This is a genomic window from Pseudomonas sp. WS 5503, assembly GCF_012985385.1.
GTDB lineage: Bacteria > Pseudomonadota > Gammaproteobacteria > Pseudomonadales > Pseudomonadaceae > Aquipseudomonas > Aquipseudomonas paracarnis.
In genome coordinates this window covers 258140-276649 of the sequence record NZ_JAAQWI010000004.1, presented here as the reverse complement: position 1 = coordinate 276649, position 18510 = coordinate 258140, and the positions used below count along the sequence as shown (strand labels likewise).

The window sequence follows — 18510 nt, the reverse complement described above, 5'->3', positions numbered from 1 at the left end:
CGCTATACCCCTCCGAAACTGCCGGCCAGGGTGCCAATAATCAGCGCCCAACCGTCCACCAGCACAAACAGCATGATCTTGAACGGCAGCGAGATGATCAGCGGCGACAGCATCATCATACCCATGGCCATCAACACGCTCGCCACCACCAAGTCGATGATCAGGAACGGGATGAAGATCATGAAACCGATCTGGAACGCGGTCTTCAATTCGGAGGTGACGAACGCGGGTACCAGGATGGTCAGCGGCGCCTGGTCCGGAGTGGCGATGTCGGTGCGCTTGGACAGTCGCATGAACAGCTCAAGGTCGCTGGAGCGGGTTTGCGACAGCATGAAGTCCTTGATCGGGCCCTGAGCCTTGTCGATGGCATCCTGGGCTGTGAGCTTTTCCGCCAGATAAGGTTGCAGGGCTTGCTGGTTCACCTTGTCGAACACCGGCGCCATGATGAACAGCGTCAAAAACAGCGCCATGCCGGTGAGGATCTGGTTCGATGGCGTCTGCTGCAGGCCCAGGGCCTGGCGCAGGATCGAGAAGACGATGATGATCCGCGTAAAGCTGGTCATCAGCATGACGAACGCTGGGATGAAACTCAGCGCCGTCATGATCAGCAGGATCTGCAGGCTGACCGAATATTCCTGGGCGCCCGCCGCGTTGGTGCCCAGGGTGATCGCCGGGATCGACAACGGGTCGGCGCCCAGGGCCATCGGCGCGGCCAGCAACAGCATGAGCGTCAACAAAACGCGCATTACTTCTTATCCTTCTGATCCTTGCCCAGCAACTCCATCAGGCGCTGGGCGAATTCTGGCGTGGCGGCTTCGGTCTTGACCGCGTCCACCGGGGTCTTGAGTACATGCAGCGGGGTGATGCGGCCGGGGGTGATGCCGAGCAGGATCTGCTCTTCGCCCACTTGCACCAGCACCAGCCGATCACGCGGGCCGAGGGCGCGCGAGCCCACCAGCTCTATCACCTGGCCGTTGCCCGGGCCGATGCGCTGCACGCGGCGCATCAACCAGGCCAGCAGGAAGATCAGGCCGATCACCAGCAACAGGCCCAGCACCAGTTGCGTCAACTGCCCGCCGACGCTGCCGACCGCTGGCGCCGCAGCCACCTGCGCCACCGGCTCGGCCGCCAAGGCGCTCAATGGCAGCGCCAGCAACAGTCCCGCCATCGAGTACTTCATCTCAGCGCAACTTCTTGATGCGTTCACTCGGGCTGATCACGTCGGTCAGGCGGATGCCGAACTTCTCGTTGACCACCACCACCTCGCCATGGGCAATCAGGGTGCCGTTGACCAGCACGTCCAATGGCTCGCCGGCCAGGCGGTCCAGTTCGATCACCGAGCCCTGGTTGAGCTGCAACAGGTTGCGGATGTTGATTTCGGTGCTGCCCACTTCCATGGAAATCGACACCGGGATGTCGAGGATCACATCCAGGTTCGGGCCATCGAGGCTCACCGGGTCGTTGTTCTTCGGCACGCTGCCGAATTCTTCCATGGCCAGGCGGTTGCCGGCCGGCGCGGTGGCGGCGTCGGCGGCCAGCAGCGCGTCGATGTCGTCCTGGCCAACATCGCCGGTTTCTTCCAGGGCCGCAGCCCACTCGTCAGCCAGGGCCTGGTCTTCGGCGGAAGTGTTTTCGTGTTCGGTAGCCATTACATGTCCTCGGCGCAGCAAACAATCATGAATTGGGGTTGAATCAGCGGCGGTTGATCGGCTCAACCACTTGCAGCGCCAGGTTGCCCTTGTGGGAACCGAGCTTGACCTTGAATGACGGCACGCCGTTGGCGCGCATGATCAACTCTTCCGGCAAGTCGACGGGGATGATGTCCCCAGGCGCCATGTGCAAAATATCCCGCAGGCGCAACTGACGGCGGGCCACGGTGGCGCTCAGCGGCACGTCGACGTCCAGCAGGTCTTCGCGCAGGGCCTTGACCCAGCGTTCGTCCTGATCGTCGAGGTCGGACTGGAAGCCGGCGTCGAGCATTTCGCGCACCGGTTCGATCATCGAGTAAGGCATGGTCACGTGCAGGTCGCCGCCACCGCCATCGAGTTCGATGTGGAAGGTCGACACCACAATGGCCTCGCTGGGGCCGACGATGTTGGCCATGGCCGGGTTCACTTCCGAGTTGATGTACTCGAAATTGACTTCCATGATCGCCTGCCAGGCTTCCTTCAAGTCGATGAAGGCCTGCTCCAGCACCATGCGTACCACCCGCAGTTCGGTGGGGGTGAATTCACGCCCTTCGATCTTGGCGTGACGGCCGTCGCCACCGAAGAAGTTGTCCACCAGCTTGAACACCAGCTTGGCGTCGAGGATGAACAGCGCGGTACCGCGCAACGGCTTGATCTTGACCAGGTTGAGGCTGGTGGGCACGTACAGCGAGTGCACGTATTCACCGAACTTCATCACCTGCACGCCGCCCACGGCCACGTCCGCCGAGCGGCGCAACATGTTGAACATGCTGATGCGGGTGTAGCGGGCAAAGCGTTCGTTGATCATCTCCAGGGTCGGCATGCGTCCCCGCACGATGCGATCCTGGCTGGTCAGGTCATAACTTTTGACGCTGCCGGGTTCGGCAGCCATTTCGGTCTGTACCAGACCATCGTCCACGCCATGCAACAGCGCGTCGATTTCATCCTGGGACAGCAGGTCTTGCACGGCCATGTCGTGATCCTACTGCAATACGAAGTTAGTGAAGAGCGCCTGCTCGACCACGACTTTGCCGAGTTCTTTCTGGGCCACTTCCTGCACGCTGGCAGTGACCTTCTGGCGCAACATTTCCTGGCCGACTGGCGTGGCCAGGCTGTCGAAGCTCTGCCCGGAGAACAGCATCACCAGGTTGTTGCGGATCACCGGCATATGCACCTTGAGGGCATCCAGGTCCGCCTGGTTGCGCGCCAGCAAGGTGATGCTCACCTGCAGGTAGCGTTGACGACCATTCTGGTTGTAGTTGGCGACAAAGGCCGGAAGCATCTGCTCGAAGATTGCCGGTTGCTTGACGTTCGTGGCAGTTTCGGCGGTGGGCGCCGGTTTGCTCGCACTGCTGTGCATGATGTACCAGGTGCCGCCCACCGAGGCACCGATCGCCAGGAGCAGGCCCAGCACAATCAACAGGATCAGCTTGAGCTTGCCTTTGCCTGCGGGGGGAGTTGCTGCGTCGTCGCTCTTCGCCATGCCAATAATCCGTCACTATTCGGGGATTCGTAGATCTATGGCAAGGCAAGAGCAAGTGTTATGCCAGAGTTGTCTGGCAGGCGCAGGAAGATGATCGTTCCCACGCTCTGCGTGGGAATGCATCTTGTGACGCTTCGCGTCACCGTGTGCAATGGTCGAAAACATCGCCGACTTCGGAACGCGGAGCGTCCGGGGCGGCATTCCCACGCAGAGCGTGGGAACGATCAGCCACTGACCGGGTTTGAGCAGGAAGTCAGGCGTAGTAGTCGACGGCGCTGGAGCCGATCACGCTCTGGCTCACGGGCGCTGCCACTTCGGCCACATCCACAGGGCCACCGGCGTCGCCGCTGTCAGCGCGCCTGCCGCTGCTACTGACGCCTCGCGCCTGGCTCTGCTGTTGCTGCTGGTCCTGGCCCCGCGACTGGTCGGAGACATTCACATCCACCTGCCCCATGCCCTGCTGGGCAAACATCTCGCGCAAACGGCCAGACTGGCTTTCCAGCGCTTCACGCACCACCGCATGGCCGCTCATGAAGTTGACCTGGGCCTGCTGGTCCGCCGTCATGTTGACCTTGATGTCCAGGCGCCCCAGCTCAGCGGGCTGCAACTGGATCTCAGCCGACTTGAGGTTGGCGCTGGACAGATACATCACGCGGTTGACCACCTCCTCGGTCCAGCCGCTCTGGTGCATGGCCAGGGGCGCATTGGGGACGGGCGGCAAGGCATTCGCGGTTTTCGGCGTGGCCGCCTGGGTCAGCGCCGCCAGGCGGTTGGCGAAGTCATCCACACGGGTGTCGCTGCTGGCGTTCTTGAGGTCCTTGAGGCCGTCATCGATCAGCGCGCCGAAGGCCTTGTCGCCTCCCTGGTCGGTGCTGTCCTTGGTGGCTTGCTGGTCGACCATGTTGGCCAGGCCGGCGGCAAAGCTCTGCGCGGCGGTCGGCTGGTCCTGGGTGGTGGGCGCGGCTTTCTGCGGCGCCTGGCTGCTGGCCGAGACATGACCGCCCTGCTCCATCGCCAGGCGCACGGCCGGCATCGAATCCAGCGGGTCGGCCTCAGGGTCGAAGGTTGGCTGCTTGGGCTCCTCGGTTACCGCAATGAGCGGCGGCTGGGCGTTGTCATCTGCGGCCGTGACGGCAGGCGCTTGTACCGGCACAGGGACCGCCACAGGCGTCACGGTAGCAACCAGCGCCGGGTCGGCAACCGGTTGCAACGCCAGGGACGGGTCGGCAGGTTGCTCGCCTTCACTGTCAGCGTGGTCGTCGCTCTTGGCCGGCTTGGCAGGCAAGGGATTGCCGCTATCGGCAACCGCTGGCGCGCTGGCGGCAGGTTTATCGTCGCCGGCGGCCGGTTTGGCGCTGGCATCAGAAGCCTTGTCGCGCACCGGTTTGGCTGGCGCGTCGTCGCTCTTGGCCTGCGGCTTGGCAGCTTGTTTGGCAAACACTTGAGCGAAGCCAGCGCCCTTGTCCCGCGGAGCCGCAGGCGCTACGGCAGGCGTGGCGGCCGGCGCTTGAGGCTTGGCCGCAGCGGCAGCCTGAAGAAGCGAATTGGGAGCGACTGGCATAAGTAAGGGTCTCCACTGCATGGGGTCGGGAATGCAGTCTGTGGAGGTAGAGCAAGAGTCGGGCCAAGTCAGGCCGATAAAATATCAAACCCCAGAAAACCGCTCCCGTTCATGCTCATAAAGCGGCCGAACCAGCGCAAACTCACGATCAATCTGATCCACCAACGCCCCCAAGTCGGAAGCAGACTTGAAGGACTCGGTCTCCAACCGCTCACACAACGTTGCCAACCGCAGCGCCCCCAAGTTGCCACTGCTGCCCTTGAAGCTGTGTGCGATGCGCCCCAACGTCTTGGCGTCGTCCCGCGCCTTGCGCAGCGCTTGCACGCGCTCTTCAGAATCATGCAGAAAGGTGTCCAGCAGCGTGGGGTATTCGCTTTCCATGACTTCCTGCAAACCCGACAACACCTCGGGGTCCATATGAATCTCAGCCACTTGCTCGCTCCTTGATCAAGAATCGGCGGATTATGCCAGAGCCGCCCAACAAAACTCCACGCAGACAGTGCGCCCGCCATCGGACCAGCCTACAGCGCTGCTCAGTTGACGCACCAGGCTCAGTCCCCGACCAGACAGACGGTCGATGTCCACGGGGCGCGCCAGCTCTTGCTCCACATCAAAACCCTGCCCGCTGTCTTCGAGGCGCAAGGTCAGTTTGCCGCCCTTGTCGGTGGGCACCACCTGCATATGCACGCGCACATAGCCGCTGTCCAACTGCGCCAGGCGCTCATGGCGCTGGCGATAATACTGCGCAAACCCTTGGGCATCGCGCTTGAGGCGTGAGTCCAGGCCCAGCACGCCATGCTCCAGCGCGTTGGAATACAACTCGGCCATCACACTGTAAAGCGCCCCGCTCTGCGCACGCAGGCCATGGATCTCCAACAGCAGTTGCAGCAGGTACGGCAACGGGTTGTAGGTCCTGAGCGTCTGGGCGCGAAATTCGAAACTCACCGACCAATCCAGCGGGCACGACTGGCCGCTGTCGGCATACATCGGCTCGGCCGCCCGCAATGGCTGGCCCGCCTGCAACGTGATCTCGACCATGCTGACGTCATCGCGCGCCTGGCCGCGAAAGGCCGCCAGGGCCTGCTCGATGTCCTCGAACAGGCGGTCGGGCTCGCGGTTGGCGGCGAACACCTGCTGCAAGCGCTCGGCACCGAACAGTTGATCGTTGGCGTCAGCGGTGTCCAGCACGCCGTCGGAGAGCAGGAATACCCGGTCGCCCAACGCCATGGGCCAGACCTCGGTGCTGTCATCGAACGCCTCTGCCGACAACACCCCCAACGGCAGGTGCCGCGACATCAATGGCGTGCGCCTGCCCGTGGCGACTTCATGCACATAGCCTTCGGGCATGCCGCCGTTCCACACCTCCACCGCACGCCGCTGGGCGCTCAGGCACAGCAAGGTGGCACAGCAGAACATGTCTACCGGCAGGATGCGCTTGAGCTTGGCGTTCATTTCCCGCAGGGTCTGCGTGAGGCCGTAGCCCTTGGCGGTCATGCCGTAGAACACCTCGGCCAGGGGCATGGCACCGATAGCGGCCGGCAAGCCATGGCCAGTGAAATCCCCTAGCAGCACGTGCATATCGCCGGACGGTGTGTAGGCCGCCAGCAACAGGTCACCGTTGAACAACGCATAAGGCGATTGCAGGTAGCGGATATTCGGCGCGGCGTTGATGCAACCGGAATGGGCGACCTTGTCGAACACCGCCTTGGCCGCCCGCTGCTCATGCATCAGGTGTTCGTGATGCCTGGCGATCAGGTCACGCTGTTGCAAAACCGTGGCTTGCAGGCGGCGCAGGCGGTCCATGGCGTTGATCTTGGCCGCCAGGATCAAGGGGTTATAGGGCTTGGGCAGAAAGTCATCGCCGCCGGCGTCCAGGCACTGGGCCAGGGCTTCGCTTTCGCGCAGCGACGTGAGGAAGATGATCGGCACCAGCGCCTCCCCCGCCAGTTGCTTGATCTGCCGCGCGGCTTCAAAGCCATCCATGACCGGCATCAGTGCGTCCATCAACACCAGTTGCGGACGCTCGCGGGCAAACACCTCAATCGCTTCGGCGCCATTGCTGACAGTCAGCGCCTGATGGCCCTGGCGGCGGATGATGCTCGCCAGCAACAGGCGGTCGGCGGCGCTGTCTTCGGCGATCAGGATGGTCAGCGCCTCCAGGACAGGGGCCAGGGCGCTCAATTGATATCGAACAGTTTGTCGAAGTTGGAGATGGCGAGGATCTTGCGCACGTCGTTGCTGCTGTTGATCACTCTGACTTCGGCGTCATCACCGCCGGCATGATCCCGTAACAACAGCAGCATGCCGAGGGCTGAACTGTCCATATAGGTGGCATCCTTGAGGTCGACGATATAGGTCTCGGGGACCTTGTAGAAACGCTCGTAGGCTTCCCGAAACGCCTGGTGGCTGCCGAAATCGAACCGGCCCTTGATTGCGATCGTCAACTTCTTCCCGTCCAGGGATACTTCTGACTCGACTGACATGTGACTGCTTCCTTGTCATTGCACTAGACACAAGGTGTAGCAGTTGAAGAGCATCTGAGCAACACAGTGAATCAACTGTGGGAGCTGGCTTGCCTGCGGTGGCGGCGTGTCAGCCACTGAATCTTTAACTGAACCACCGCCATCGCAGGCAAGCCAGCTCCCACACTGGATTTGTGGTGCCGGTTAGAACTGTTCTGGGCGGGGAAGGCGCTGGGACAATTCATCGAGCAGTTTTTGCTCGCGCTTGTCTTCGATGGCTCGCGCTTCGTCGATGTAGCGCTGCACCAGCTTGCGCAGCCCCTCGACCCGGGCAAACGCCTGTTGCCAAGCCTCGCGGGCTTTGTCGAGGTTGGTCTCGTGCCAGGCCAGGCTCTGGCGTTGCTGGCCGACGGCGGTTTCAAGCTGATTGAGAAAGCCCTGGTACCCCATCAGCCACTGGCCAGAAACACCCTGGCTGCCGCGCTCGATCCACTGTTGTTGGTACTCGCCACGAAAACGCTCCAGGTCGCCCAGCTTGCTTTGGGCCAACCGCACCTGGCCCTGGAAGTAGCCCAGGCGCTGTACGGCGGCTTTCTCGGCCTTTTCGGCCATGTCCACCACCGGGGCCAGGCGTGCGGCGCGGCTGTTGGCCATGGCTTAGCCGCCCGGCGCCGGGGCGAAGATAGACTGCAAGTGCGACTGGCTCTCGCCCATGGTGATCTTGTCGTTGAGACCCTGGCGCAGGTAGGTCACCAGTTGCGGCTGCAAGGCGATGGCTAGGTCGGTGTCGCGGTCGCCACCGGCCACATAGGCGCCGACGCTGATCAGGTCACGGCTTTGCTGGTAACGCGACCACAGCTGCTTGAACTGCTGGGCACGGGCCATATGCTCCGGCGTGACCACCGCCGGCATCACCCGGCTGATGGACGCTTCGATATCGATGGCTGGGTAATGCCCCTCTTCCGCCAGGCGCCGCGACAGCACGATGTGGCCGTCGAGCACGCCCCGGGCCGAGTCGGCAATCGGGTCCTGTTGGTCGTCGCCTTCAGACAACACGGTGTAGAACGCGGTGATCGAGCCACCGCCGGCTTCGGCATTACCGGCACGCTCTACCAGCTTGGGCAGCTTGGCAAATACCGACGGGGGGTAACCCTTGGTCGCGGGCGGCTCACCGATGGCCAAAGCGATCTCGCGCTGGGCCTGGGCGAAACGCGTGAGGGAGTCCATCAGCAACAGGACGTTCTTGCCCTTGTCGCGAAAATATTCGGCGATGCGCGTGCAGTACATCGCCGCACGCAGGCGCATCAGCGGTGCATCGTCTGCCGGAGAAGCGACGACAACAGAACGCTTGAGCCCTTCTTCACCGAGGCTGTGCTCGATGAACTCCTTCACTTCGCGGCCCCGCTCGCCGATCAGCCCCACCACGATGATGTCGGCCTCGGTAAAGCGCGTCATCATGCCCAGCAACACCGACTTACCCACGCCGGTACCGGCGAACAGGCCCAGGCGCTGGCCGCGACCGACCGTCAATAAACCGTTGATGCTGCGAATGCCCACGTCCAGCGGCACGCTGATGGGGTTGCGCTTGAGCGGGTTGATGGTGGGGCCGTCCATCGGCACCCAGTCTTCGGCCTTCATGCCGCCCTTGCCGTCCAGCGCACGGCCGGCACCGTCGAGTACGCGGCCCAGCATGCTCATGCCCATGGGCAGGCGGCCAGTGTCGGCCAGCGGCACCACGCGGGCGCCGGGGGCAATGCCGGTGAGGCTGCCGACCGGCATCAGGAAAATTTTGCTGCCCGAAAAGCCCATCACTTCAGCTTCGACTTGCACCGGGTGGTAGCTATTGTCGTTGATCACCAGGCAGCGGCTGCCCATGGCGGCGCGCAGGCCCTCGGCTTCGAGAGTCAGGCCGACCATGCGCAACAGACGCCCTTCGAGAACCGGCTGGCCCGGCAACTCAGTAGCCTCGGCGTAGCTGCCCAGGCGCTTGGCGAAGCTGGTGCGATCAAGGCGCATCGGTGGCGTCCAGGTCAACGCTCAGGTCAGGCTCGGCGGGATGCAGGGCCTGTTCATGCAGTTGATCAAACAACTTGGCCATGATCTGGCTGATACGGGTTTCCACCGTTGCATCGATGCGGCTGTGCTCGGTTTCGACGCGGCAACCACCGGGCTGCAACGAAGCGTCTTCGACGATGCGCCAGGTTTCTTCATGACGCTCGCGCAGGGCCTTGACCTGTTCGAAATCCTGCGGATTGATGTACAGCCGCACATTGCCGACGCCCAGGGGCAGCAGCTTGAGGGCTTCGCGCATCACGCCTTCGATCTGGCTGGAATCGAGCACCAGTTCGCGCTGGATCACTTGGCGCGCGATGTGCTGCACCAGGCCAACCATGGATTTTTCCAGCTGCGAGTCCTGTTCGGCGATAGGGTCGAACAGGTTGCCCATCAAGCGCTCCAGGCTACCCAGCTTGGTGGCCAGCGCCGCCTCGGCTTCCTGGCGAACCTTGAGGGTGGTGCTGCGAAAACCGTCTTTTTCCCCCGCCGCGAAGCCTTCGTTGTAGGCCTCCTGACGAATGGTTTCCAGCTCTTCGAGGGTCAGTGGCTGGACTTCATCCAGTGGCACTTCTTCCATCTCTGCCGGAGGTTCTTCAACCGGTTCAGGCTCGGGTTCCGGCACATGGGGGTCGAAACTGGGCAGCGACCAGATGTCGAAACCACCGACATCCCGTGCGCGAATCAGATCGCTGGGCGCCTCATCTTTATTCGACATGCAAGGCGCCTTAGATCATTTCTTCGCCGCCCTTCCCGCCGAGAACGATTTCTCCGGCTTCGGCCATACGGCGGGCAATGGTGAGGATTTCCTTCTGGGCGGTTTCCACGTCGCTGACGCGCACCGGGCCCTTGGCTTCCAGGTCGTCGCGCAACAGCTCCGAGGCGCGCTTGGACATGTTCTTGAAGATCTTTTCTTTGACGTTTTCGTCCGAGCCCTTGAGCGCCAGCACCAGCACGTCCGAGGACACTTCGCGCAGCAGCGCCTGGATGCCACGGTCGTCGACATCGGCCAGGTTGTTGAACACGAACATCAGGTCTTCGATCTGGCCGGACAGGGTGTCGTCGATCTCGCGGATCGAGTCCATCAACTGGCCTTCGACCGAGCTGTCGAGGAAGTTCATGATGTCGGCTGCGCGCTTGATGCCACCCAGGGTGGTGCGCGAGGCGTTGGAATTGCCGGAGAACTGCTTCTCCAGAATGGTGTTGAGTTCTTTGAGCGCCGCCGGTTGCACAGTGTTCAGCGATGACACACGCAGGATAATGTCCAGGCGCACTTTATGGTCGAAGTGCCCGAGCACTTCACCGGCCTGGTCCGGGTCGAGATAGGCCACCACGATCGCCTGGATCTGCGGGTGCTCATAGCGGATCACGTCGGCCACTGCCCGCGGTTCCATCCACTTGAGGCTATCCAGGCCGCTGGTGTTGCCACCCAGCAGGATGCGGTCGATCAGGCCGTTGGCCTTGTCTTCGCCCAAGGCCGAGGTGAGCATCTTGCGAATGTAGCTGTCGGAGCCGACGCCCAGGCTGGTCTGGTCGCCGACGATCTCGACGAACTCGCTCATCACCTGCTCGACTTGCTCGCGGTGCACATTGCGCATCTGCGCCATGGCCACGCCCACTCGCTGGACCTCTTTAGGGCCCATGTGGCGCAGCACTTGGGCAGCGTCGGTTTCACCCAGGGACAGCAGCAGCACGGCGGCTTTGTCGACCCGGGACAGCTTGGCCACAGCGGCTCGATCATTCATCTGCGTTAATCCACTCTTTCACGACCTGAGCCACACGGCCCGGGTCTTCTGCCACCAGACTCTTGATTGCGTTCAACTGAGCGTCATAGCCTTCGCTCGGGCTTGGCAACAGGATGCTTTGCGGGCCGCCGAGGCTGACGCGGTCGTTGGCCAGTTCGCCGTCCAGGCCGCCCATGCCACCCAACTCGACGTCACCACCGGCCAGCGCCAGTTGCTTCTTGCCGCCGCCGGTGATGTTGTTGAGCACCGGGCGCAATACGCCGAACACCAACACCAGGATGAACAGCACCCCCAGCACTTGCTTGACGATGTCCCAGAACCACGGCTGGGTGTAGAACGCCGGGTCAGCGATCACTTCACCGCGCTCGGCGGAGAACGGCATGTTGATCACGCTGACGCTGTCGCCACGGCTGGCGTCGAAGCCAACAGCGTCCTGCACCAGACGAGTGAAGCGCGCCAGTTCGTCAGCCGTCCAAGGCGCACGGGTCACCGCGCCGTCCGCAGGGTTGACCTTGACCTGGTCATCGACCACCACCGACACCGACAGGCGATTGATCTTGCCCTGCTGCTGCTTGGTGTGGCTGATGGAACGGTCGAGTTCGAAGTTCTTGGTGGACTGGTTACGCTTGTCCGCAGGGTATGGCGCAAGCATCGGCTGGCCGGTGGCCGGGTCCATGATCTGCTGGCCGTTGGCGTCCAACAGCGGCTGGCCAGGCTGGATCGCGCCAGCGGTGGCGGCGGCGCCACCAGTGGTTTGCGGTGCCGAGGCCGGCGCGGGTGGCTGGTTGCTCAGGGCGCCTGGCACACCTTGGGGGCCATTGCTGGCGGTGCGTTGTTCGCTGGTGGACTGCTCGCTGCGCAGGGCCGGCTGGTCCGGGTTGAACTGTTCGGAGGTGGACTCGACGGCGCTGAAGTCCACGTCGGCCGACACTTCAGCCTTGTAGCGGTCGTTGCCCAGTACCGGTTGCAGGATGTTATGCACGCGCTGGGTGAGCATGCTTTCCATGCGGCGGCTGTAGTCGAACTGCTTGCCGGCCTGGGTCAGCGCGGAGTTTTCGGCCATGTCAGACAGCAGGTTGCCCTTCTGGTCCACCACGGTGATTTGCGACTTGCTCAATTCGGGAACACTGGTTGCCACCAGGTTGACGATCGCCAGTACCTGGCCAGGCTCAAGGGAGCGGCCGGCAAACAGCTCGACCAAGACCGAGGCGCTGGGCTTGCGTTCGTCACGCACGAACACCGAGCTTTTCGGAATCGCCAGGTGCACACGGGCGGCCTTGACGTTATTGAGGCTGGAAATGGTGCGCGCCAGTTCGCCTTCCAGGCCACGACGATAGCGGGTGGCTTCCATGAACTGGCTGGTGCCCAGACCCTGGTCCTTGTCGAGGATTTCAAAACCAATGTTGCTGTCGGACGGCGCCACGCCAGCGGCGGCCAGTTTCATCCGCGCGCGGGCTACGTCATCAGCCTTGACCAGCAAGGCGCCCGAGTTGGGCTCCACGGTGTAGGCGATGTCGGCGGCGGCGAGGGTTTCCATGATCTGCTTGGAATCCATGCCCGACAGGCTGCCGTACAGGGGGCGGTAATCGGGTTGCTGCGACCACAGCACCACGGCAAAACCAATCGCCACGCTGGCGGCCAGGCCCACCATCAGGCCCACCTGACGCAGCATGGTCATTTCCGAGAGGTTTTCCAGGAACGACAGGCCAAATAACGGCGGTTTGCCGTCGGCCTTGGCGGGGAGGTTGTCGGAGACTGCTTCAGCCATGACTTAAATCTCGTCCTTAAACCGGCATCTGCATGATGTCTTGATACGCCTGAACCAGCTTGTTACGCACTTGGGTCAAGGCCTGGAAGGACACACTGGCCTTTTGCGAGGCGACCATCACATCGGTGAGGTCCACACCGCTTTTACCGATCTCGAAGGCCGTCGCCAACTGGCTGGACGCCTGCTGGGTATCGCTGACTTTATTGATTGCCTGACCGAGCATGTCGGCAAAATTGCTTTGGCCCAATTCCGGCGCTGGCGCGACGGATTTCGGTTGAGCCATGGCATCCATTTGCATGGCGCGCATATCCAACATCAACCGATTGAACTCAATACCCTGGCTCATGACCTTCTCTCTCCGACGACCCGCAATTTTTTGACACTACGCAGCGGTTACTAGGGGTGGTAGCAACAAGGGTGCCAGCTCTGGAGCAACTCGTAAGAAAAGGCGACAAAGCTTGTCGAACTTGTTACCGCAAGTTTTTGGTAGGAGCGAGCTTGCTCGCGAAGAACTCATGGACGCCGCGAGCATCCAGGAAGCACGCGTTATCGTTGACGTTTTTCGCGAGCAAGCTCGCTCCTACAAAAAAACGGTATGGGCGCGAAGTCAGGTGGCGAACAGATAGGCTTCCACATCCATACCGGCGTCGCGCATCTGCGCCAGCTTGTAGCGCAAGGTACGCGGGCTGATGCCTAGGCGCTCGGCCGCTTCTTTGCGGCGGCCACGCTCGGCGCGCAGGGTGTCGATGATCATCTGAAATTCACGGCGGCGCAGGTCATCACCCAGGGCGCCTGCCGATTCCGCCTCGGCGACCACTGGAGCCGGGGCCAGGCTCGGCAACGGCGCAACGCCATTACCCATGGCCAGGCAGAAATCCTGCGGCTGGATCAAGCCGCCCTGCTGCAAAATCAGCGCACGCTGTATGGCATTATCCAACTCGCGCACGTTGCCCGGCCATGGGTAATTGACCAGGCACGCCTGGGCCTCGGGCGACAACCGCGCCTGGGCATGCTTCATTTTTTTGACGTGGTTGTTCAGTAGGCGCTCGGCCAAGGGGATGATATCCGCCGGGCGCTCACGCAATGGGCGCCAGGCCAGCGGGAACACCGACAACCGGTAGAAGAGGTCTTCACGGAAGCGCCCCGCCGCCACTTCGCCCGCCAGGTCGCGGTTGGTGGTGGCAACCACGCGGATATCCAGCTGGATCGGCTTGCGTGCCCCCACGCGCTCCACTTCACGCTCCTGCAACACACGCAGCAACTTGGCTTGCAGGCCCAGGGGCATTTCCGAGATTTCGTCGAGCAGAATGGTGCCGCCGTCGGCTTGTTCGAACTTGCCGGCCTGGGCCGCGATGGCGCCGGTGAACGAGCCCTTTTCATGGCCAAACAAGGTGGCTTCCAGCATGTTGTCGGGGATCGCCGCGCAGTTGATCGCAATGAACGGTTGCTTGGCACGGCCCGATTGCTGGTGGATATAACGCGCCAGCACTTCTTTACCGGTGCCGGACTCGCCGGAAATCAGCACAGTGGAATCACTGCGCGCCACCCGCGCTGCCAGTTCCAGCAATTGCGCGCTGGCCGGCTCAAAGGCAATCGGGCCATCGCCGTCGGCTGCGGGCATCACGCCCAGGGCATGCCGGGCGACCAGTTCGATCAACGCCTTGGGTTCGAACGGCTTGACCAGGTAATCCGCCGCGCCCTGACGCATGGCATCCACCGCCCGCTCCACCGCGCCATGGGCGGTCATCAGCAGCACCGGCAGTTGCGGCTGGCGCACCCGCAGCAGGCCGAGCAACTGGTGGCCGTCCATGCCGGGCATGTTGACGTCGCTGACCACCAGGCTGAAGGTTTCCTGCTCGACCGCCTCCAAGGCTTCCTCGGCAGAGCCGACCGCACGGTAGTCATGGCCCGCCAACAGCAGCGTGTCAGCCAATGCTTCACGCAGGGCGCGATCGTCTTCCACCAATAAAACCTTGATAGCCATCATCCTCTTACTCCGCGCTTGCCGCGCTGGAAAACAGCGGCAAGGTCATCAATGCACAGGTGCCACGCCCCAGGCGCGAACGCAGCTGCAATTGTCCCTGATGGGCACGGGCCACTGCCTTGACCACGGTCAGACCCAGGCCAGTGCCGTTGGTCTTGGTGGTAAAAAACGGCTCGCCCAGGCGCTGCAGCACCTGCGGGGCGATACCGCTGCCGCTGTCGCTGACGCACAGGCGCAGGGTTTGTCCGCGGCTATACAGGTGCACTTTCAGGCGCGCCCCGGGGCCACTGGCCTGGGTAGCGTTTTCGATCAGGTTGAGCAGCGCGCCCACCAGGGTGTCGCGGTTGCACAGCAATTCGCCCTGGTGGCTGTCGCACTGCCAGCGCAGGTTGGCCTCCTGCACATGGGTCGCCGCTGCCGCTTGCAGCGACTGCATCAAACCGGCAGGGGTAACGCGATCGGTCAGCGGCAGTTCGCCGCGGGCAAATACCAGCATGTCACGTACTTGGTGTTCCAACTCATGCAGGCGCTCCTTGAGGCGCCCGGCAAAGCGTTGGTGGGTGGCCGCTGGTAATTGCTCGTCAGTCAAATGGCTGGCGTAGATCAATGCCGCCGACAACGGCGTACGAATCTGATGCGCCAAGGAAGCGACCATCCGCCCCAGGGACGACAGCCGCTCATGGCGAGCCAACTGATCTTGCAGGTGCCGGGTTTCTGTCAGGTCATTGAGTAGCACAAGCTGGCCCGGCTCGGCGTCCAGGGAACGGGTCGCAATGGACAGCCGGCGCCCGTCCTTGAGGGAGACTTCGTGGCCGTCGTCTTCACGGGGGGCGAAACAGCGGGTGATGACTTCACGCCACAGCTCGCCTTCCAGCGGCAAGCCAAGCAGGTCGCAGGCCGCCGGGTTGGCTTCGCGAACGCGGCCTTGGTCGTCGATGACGATCACGCCACCGGGCAACAGGTCCAGCAGGTTTTGCAGACGGTTGGCCAGGCGTTCTTTCTCGGCCAGCTCCTGCATTCGCTGGGCGCTGACCACCGCCAGTTCGCCTTTAAGCTCGGAAACCCGGGCCTCAAGCAGGCTGTAGGAGTCGGTCAGCTGGTTCGACATCTGGTTGAACTGCGAGAGCGCGTGCTCCAGGCTCTGGCGGGTCGGCGGTTCTACAGGCGAAACCAGCCCCTGGATGGCAGGGGCCGAAGATAGTTGGGCGGCGTGGGGCATGATGCTCTCTCGCTTGGCTGACCGTCAGTTAAACGGAACGTTGCGAGGACTGTAGCAATACCCGTGCCGAAAAAAATCTACCTGTAAATCAAGTAGTTGAAAAACAGGCGTCAATCATCCGCCTGTTCATCACCTTCTTTGCGGCTCATCCCGTACTTGCGCATCTTCTCCACCAGGGTGGTGCGACGGATACGCAGGCGCTCGGCGGCACGGGCGACGATGCCGTTGGCATCGTCCAGCGCCTGTTGGATCAGGCCTTGTTCCAGGTTGCCGAGGTAGTCCTTGAGATCCAGGCCTTCGGGCGGCAACATCGCGCTAGCGCCGAAGTCTGGAGTATGGCCGTTGATTGCCACGCGCTCTTCCATGTCGCTGCGCAGGCTGTCCATCTGCTCGTCCTCGTCGTCGACGTAGCGGAATTTCTTCGGCAACTCGACCACGCCGATCACCCCGTACGGATGCATGATCGCCATGCGCTCCACCAGGTTGGCCAGCTCGCGGACGTTGCCCGGCCAGCCGTGGCGGCACAGGGACATGATTGCCGCGGAGTTGAAACGAATGGAGCCGCGCTTCTCGTGCTCCATGCGCGAGATCAGTTCGTTCATCAGCAACGGGATGTCTTCCACGCGCTCGCGCAGCGGGGCCATCTCGATAGGGAATACGTTGAGGCGGTAGTACAGGTCTTCGCGGAAGCTGCCGACCTCGATCATGCTTTCGAGGTTCTTGTGGGTGGCGGCAATGATGCGCACGTCCACGCTCTGGGTCTTGTTGCTGCCCACGCGCTCGAAGGTGCGCTCTTGCAGTACGCGCAGCAGCTTGACCTGCATCGGCAACGGCATGTCGCCGATTTCGTCGAGGAACAGGGTGCCGCCATTGGCCAGCTCAAAGCGCCCGGCACGGCTGGTGATCGCCCCGGTAAAGGCGCCCTTCTCGTGGCCGAACAATTCGCTTTCCAGCAGCTCTGCCGGGATCGCCCCGCAGTTGACCGGCACAAAGGGCCCGTCGCGACGCTTGGAGTGATAGTGCAGGTTGCGCGCGACCACTTCCTTGCCGGTGCCCGACTCGCCGAGGATCAGCACGCTGGCGTCGGTATCGGCCACTTGCTGCATCATCTGGCGCACGTGCTGGATGGCGCGGCTGGTGCCGACCAGGCTGCGGAACAGGTTGGGTTCACGGTGACGGCCGCGCTCGCGGGCCTGGTCGTACATCTCGCGATAGACCTGGGCACGGTGCAGGGAATCGAGCAATTTGCTGTAGCTGGGCGGCATTTCCAGGTTGGATAGCACGCGGCGGCGCTGGTCTTCCGGCAGGTCCACGGAAGAAATATCGCCCATTAGCAACACCGGAAGGAACTCATCCCAGGTAGACAGTGTCTTTAACAGGCCCAGAACTGCGCCAGGAGCGTTTACCGTCCCGATCAATACACAAATGACTTCACGGCTCGACGACAACGAGCTGACCGCCTGCTGCCAATCGTGGCTGCCGCAGGGTAAATTTTCTTCACCGAGAAAATTTAAAATCACCGCTAAATCGCGGCGGCGGACGCTATCGTCATCGATCAGCAGAATTTTGGTTTCACGCCACATGCAATAGCAACTTCCCTAGTAAAACTTCCTGCCCCGGAATGAGGGCAATCAAGACGTCTGTAAGATTTCTTACCTTCTAGACGTCTGAAATCTGAAAACAGCACTAGTTAAGTCAAAAATGATGGCATAGTCAAATATATGACGCGCCGTTCGGATTAACTGCGCCCTTTCAACCGAACAGATGGTAAACCTTTGACGCATTTTTCGCTTGGTTGATCTGCGACATCTCTTCGAAGATCGCCTGGCGCTCGCCGGTCGTCACTTCAAGCAACTGCTGGTAAACCGCCAACAGACTTTCCAGCTTTCCACGCAGCGCATCCTCATCCACCGGCGCTTCGCTCAGCACCTGATCGATCACACTGCGGCAGCCCAGGTCGAGCTCGCTGATGGCATCCCAGTTGCGCGCAGCCAGCGCGTCGACCAGGGCTTCACGGGTTTCATCAATGCGTTGCAGTGCGTGGCTCATGACGAGTTCCTCAAGGCCCGTGGCCTTATTCTGCTGCGCCTTGTGGCGCGCCGATAGCATCCCAGCCTTCTTTTACGGTAATCATCAAGCGAGCGACTTCGTCGATGATCTCGGAGTCGTTTTGCTGGTTAGCCTCCATCAACCGATTGGTCATGTACACATAAAGGCTTTCCAACTGCTGAACATAAGCCGGGTTATCACTCTTTTCAGCATCCAGGCCATCGCGCAGCCCGATAACGATGTCGATGGCCTTGCCGAGCATCAAACCCTTCTGTGCGATGTCACCACGCGCCAGGGCGCCCTTGGCCTGGGACATGCGATCCAGGCCGCCTTCCATCAGCATCTGCACCAGGCGATGCGGGCTGGCTTCGGAGATCTGTGCGTGGGAATTGACCTTCTGGTATTGGCGAAGGGCTCGCATAGGGTTCATGTTTCTACCTCGTGACAGGCGACAGCGAAAAGGATTCTAGTAACCAATATGTCGACTGGGCCGCAAAAA

General features: G+C 62.0%; 20 protein-coding genes. All 20 read right to left on the bottom strand.

Features of this window, described 5'->3' with window-relative positions; translation table 11 throughout:
- Window positions 1-2: 2 nt before the first annotated feature.
- On the bottom strand, window positions 3-746 hold the full coding sequence (gene fliP / locus HBO10_RS13155; RefSeq protein ID WP_003192937.1) for a flagellar type III secretion system pore protein FliP: 744 nt from the start codon (window positions 744-746) through the stop codon (window positions 3-5).
- Window positions 746-1180 (bottom strand): flagellar biosynthetic protein FliO, encoded by a 435-nt coding sequence (fliO, locus tag HBO10_RS13150; protein ID WP_034126791.1) that lies wholly within the window; start codon window positions 1178-1180, stop codon window positions 746-748. Before fliO ends, fliP begins: the two co-directional genes overlap by 1 nt.
- 1 nt (window position 1181) lies before the next feature.
- Window positions 1182-1649 (bottom strand): flagellar motor switch protein FliN, encoded by a 468-nt coding sequence (gene fliN, locus HBO10_RS13145; protein ID WP_003192941.1) that lies wholly within the window; start codon window positions 1647-1649, stop codon window positions 1182-1184.
- A gap of 43 nt (window positions 1650-1692) precedes the next feature.
- Window positions 1693-2661, bottom strand: a complete 969-nt coding sequence (fliM, locus tag HBO10_RS13140) for a flagellar motor switch protein FliM (RefSeq protein ID WP_014719344.1) — start codon at window positions 2659-2661, stop codon at window positions 1693-1695.
- Window positions 2662-2670: 9 nt separating this feature from the next.
- Window positions 2671-3171: a flagellar basal body-associated protein FliL gene (gene fliL, locus HBO10_RS13135; protein ID WP_019818373.1), complete on the bottom strand. Its 501-nt coding sequence runs from the start codon at window positions 3169-3171 to the stop codon at window positions 2671-2673.
- A 253-nt stretch (window positions 3172-3424) separates the two neighbouring features.
- A complete protein-coding gene (locus HBO10_RS13130; RefSeq protein WP_034126790.1) occupies window positions 3425-4732 on the bottom strand; it encodes a flagellar hook-length control protein FliK in 1308 nt (435 codons plus the stop codon).
- A gap of 84 nt (window positions 4733-4816) precedes the next feature.
- Window positions 4817-5164, bottom strand: coding sequence for an Hpt domain-containing protein (locus HBO10_RS13125; RefSeq protein ID WP_014719347.1), 348 nt, complete (start codon window positions 5162-5164; stop codon window positions 4817-4819).
- A 30-nt stretch (window positions 5165-5194) separates the two neighbouring features.
- Window positions 5195-6913, bottom strand: coding sequence for a fused response regulator/phosphatase (locus HBO10_RS13120; RefSeq protein WP_034126789.1), 1719 nt, complete (start codon window positions 6911-6913; stop codon window positions 5195-5197).
- A complete protein-coding gene (locus tag HBO10_RS13115; RefSeq protein WP_034126788.1) occupies window positions 6910-7215 on the bottom strand; it encodes an STAS domain-containing protein in 306 nt (101 codons plus the stop codon). The genes HBO10_RS13120 and HBO10_RS13115 overlap by 4 nt, the downstream gene beginning before the upstream one ends.
- A 183-nt stretch (window positions 7216-7398) precedes the next feature.
- Window positions 7399-7848 carry a flagellar export protein FliJ gene (fliJ, locus tag HBO10_RS13110; protein ID WP_034126787.1) on the bottom strand — a complete coding sequence of 150 codons (450 nt, stop codon included), beginning with the start codon at window positions 7846-7848 and terminating at the stop codon, window positions 7399-7401.
- A 3-nt stretch (window positions 7849-7851) separates the two neighbouring features.
- Complete coding sequence (gene fliI, locus HBO10_RS13105; protein WP_034126786.1) at window positions 7852-9210, bottom strand: flagellar protein export ATPase FliI; 1359 nt, start codon at window positions 9208-9210, stop codon at window positions 7852-7854.
- The gene (fliH, locus tag HBO10_RS13100) at window positions 9200-9964 is read right to left on the bottom strand and encodes a flagellar assembly protein FliH (protein ID WP_014719350.1); all 765 of its coding nucleotides are present in this window, start codon (window positions 9962-9964) and stop codon (window positions 9200-9202) included. The genes fliI and fliH overlap by 11 nt, the downstream gene beginning before the upstream one ends.
- A gap of 10 nt (window positions 9965-9974) precedes the next feature.
- Entirely contained in the window at window positions 9975-10991 is a 1017-nt protein-coding gene (gene fliG, locus HBO10_RS13095) for a flagellar motor switch protein FliG (RefSeq protein WP_003192957.1), read from the bottom strand.
- Window positions 10984-12759 carry a flagellar basal-body MS-ring/collar protein FliF gene (gene fliF / locus HBO10_RS13090; RefSeq protein ID WP_014719351.1) on the bottom strand — a complete coding sequence of 592 codons (1776 nt, stop codon included), beginning with the start codon at window positions 12757-12759 and terminating at the stop codon, window positions 10984-10986. The genes fliG and fliF overlap by 8 nt, the downstream gene beginning before the upstream one ends.
- Before the next feature lie 16 nt (window positions 12760-12775).
- Window positions 12776-13105, bottom strand: a complete 330-nt coding sequence (gene fliE, locus HBO10_RS13085; RefSeq protein ID WP_003192959.1) for a flagellar hook-basal body complex protein FliE — start codon at window positions 13103-13105, stop codon at window positions 12776-12778.
- Window positions 13106-13366: 261 nt separating this feature from the next.
- The gene (locus HBO10_RS13080) at window positions 13367-14743 is read right to left on the bottom strand and encodes a sigma-54 dependent transcriptional regulator (RefSeq protein WP_034127042.1); all 1377 of its coding nucleotides are present in this window, start codon (window positions 14741-14743) and stop codon (window positions 13367-13369) included.
- A gap of 7 nt (window positions 14744-14750) precedes the next feature.
- A complete protein-coding gene (locus HBO10_RS13075; RefSeq protein ID WP_034126785.1) occupies window positions 14751-15962 on the bottom strand; it encodes an ATP-binding protein in 1212 nt (403 codons plus the stop codon).
- A gap of 110 nt (window positions 15963-16072) precedes the next feature.
- Window positions 16073-17545 carry a sigma-54 dependent transcriptional regulator gene (locus HBO10_RS13070; protein ID WP_034126784.1) on the bottom strand — a complete coding sequence of 491 codons (1473 nt, stop codon included), beginning with the start codon at window positions 17543-17545 and terminating at the stop codon, window positions 16073-16075.
- A gap of 169 nt (window positions 17546-17714) precedes the next feature.
- Complete coding sequence (locus tag HBO10_RS13065; protein WP_034126783.1) at window positions 17715-18011, bottom strand: flagellar protein FliT; 297 nt, start codon at window positions 18009-18011, stop codon at window positions 17715-17717.
- A gap of 25 nt (window positions 18012-18036) precedes the next feature.
- Window positions 18037-18441 carry a flagellar export chaperone FliS gene (gene fliS, locus HBO10_RS13060; protein WP_034126782.1) on the bottom strand — a complete coding sequence of 135 codons (405 nt, stop codon included), beginning with the start codon at window positions 18439-18441 and terminating at the stop codon, window positions 18037-18039.
- Between the last annotated feature and the right edge of the window lie 69 nt (window positions 18442-18510).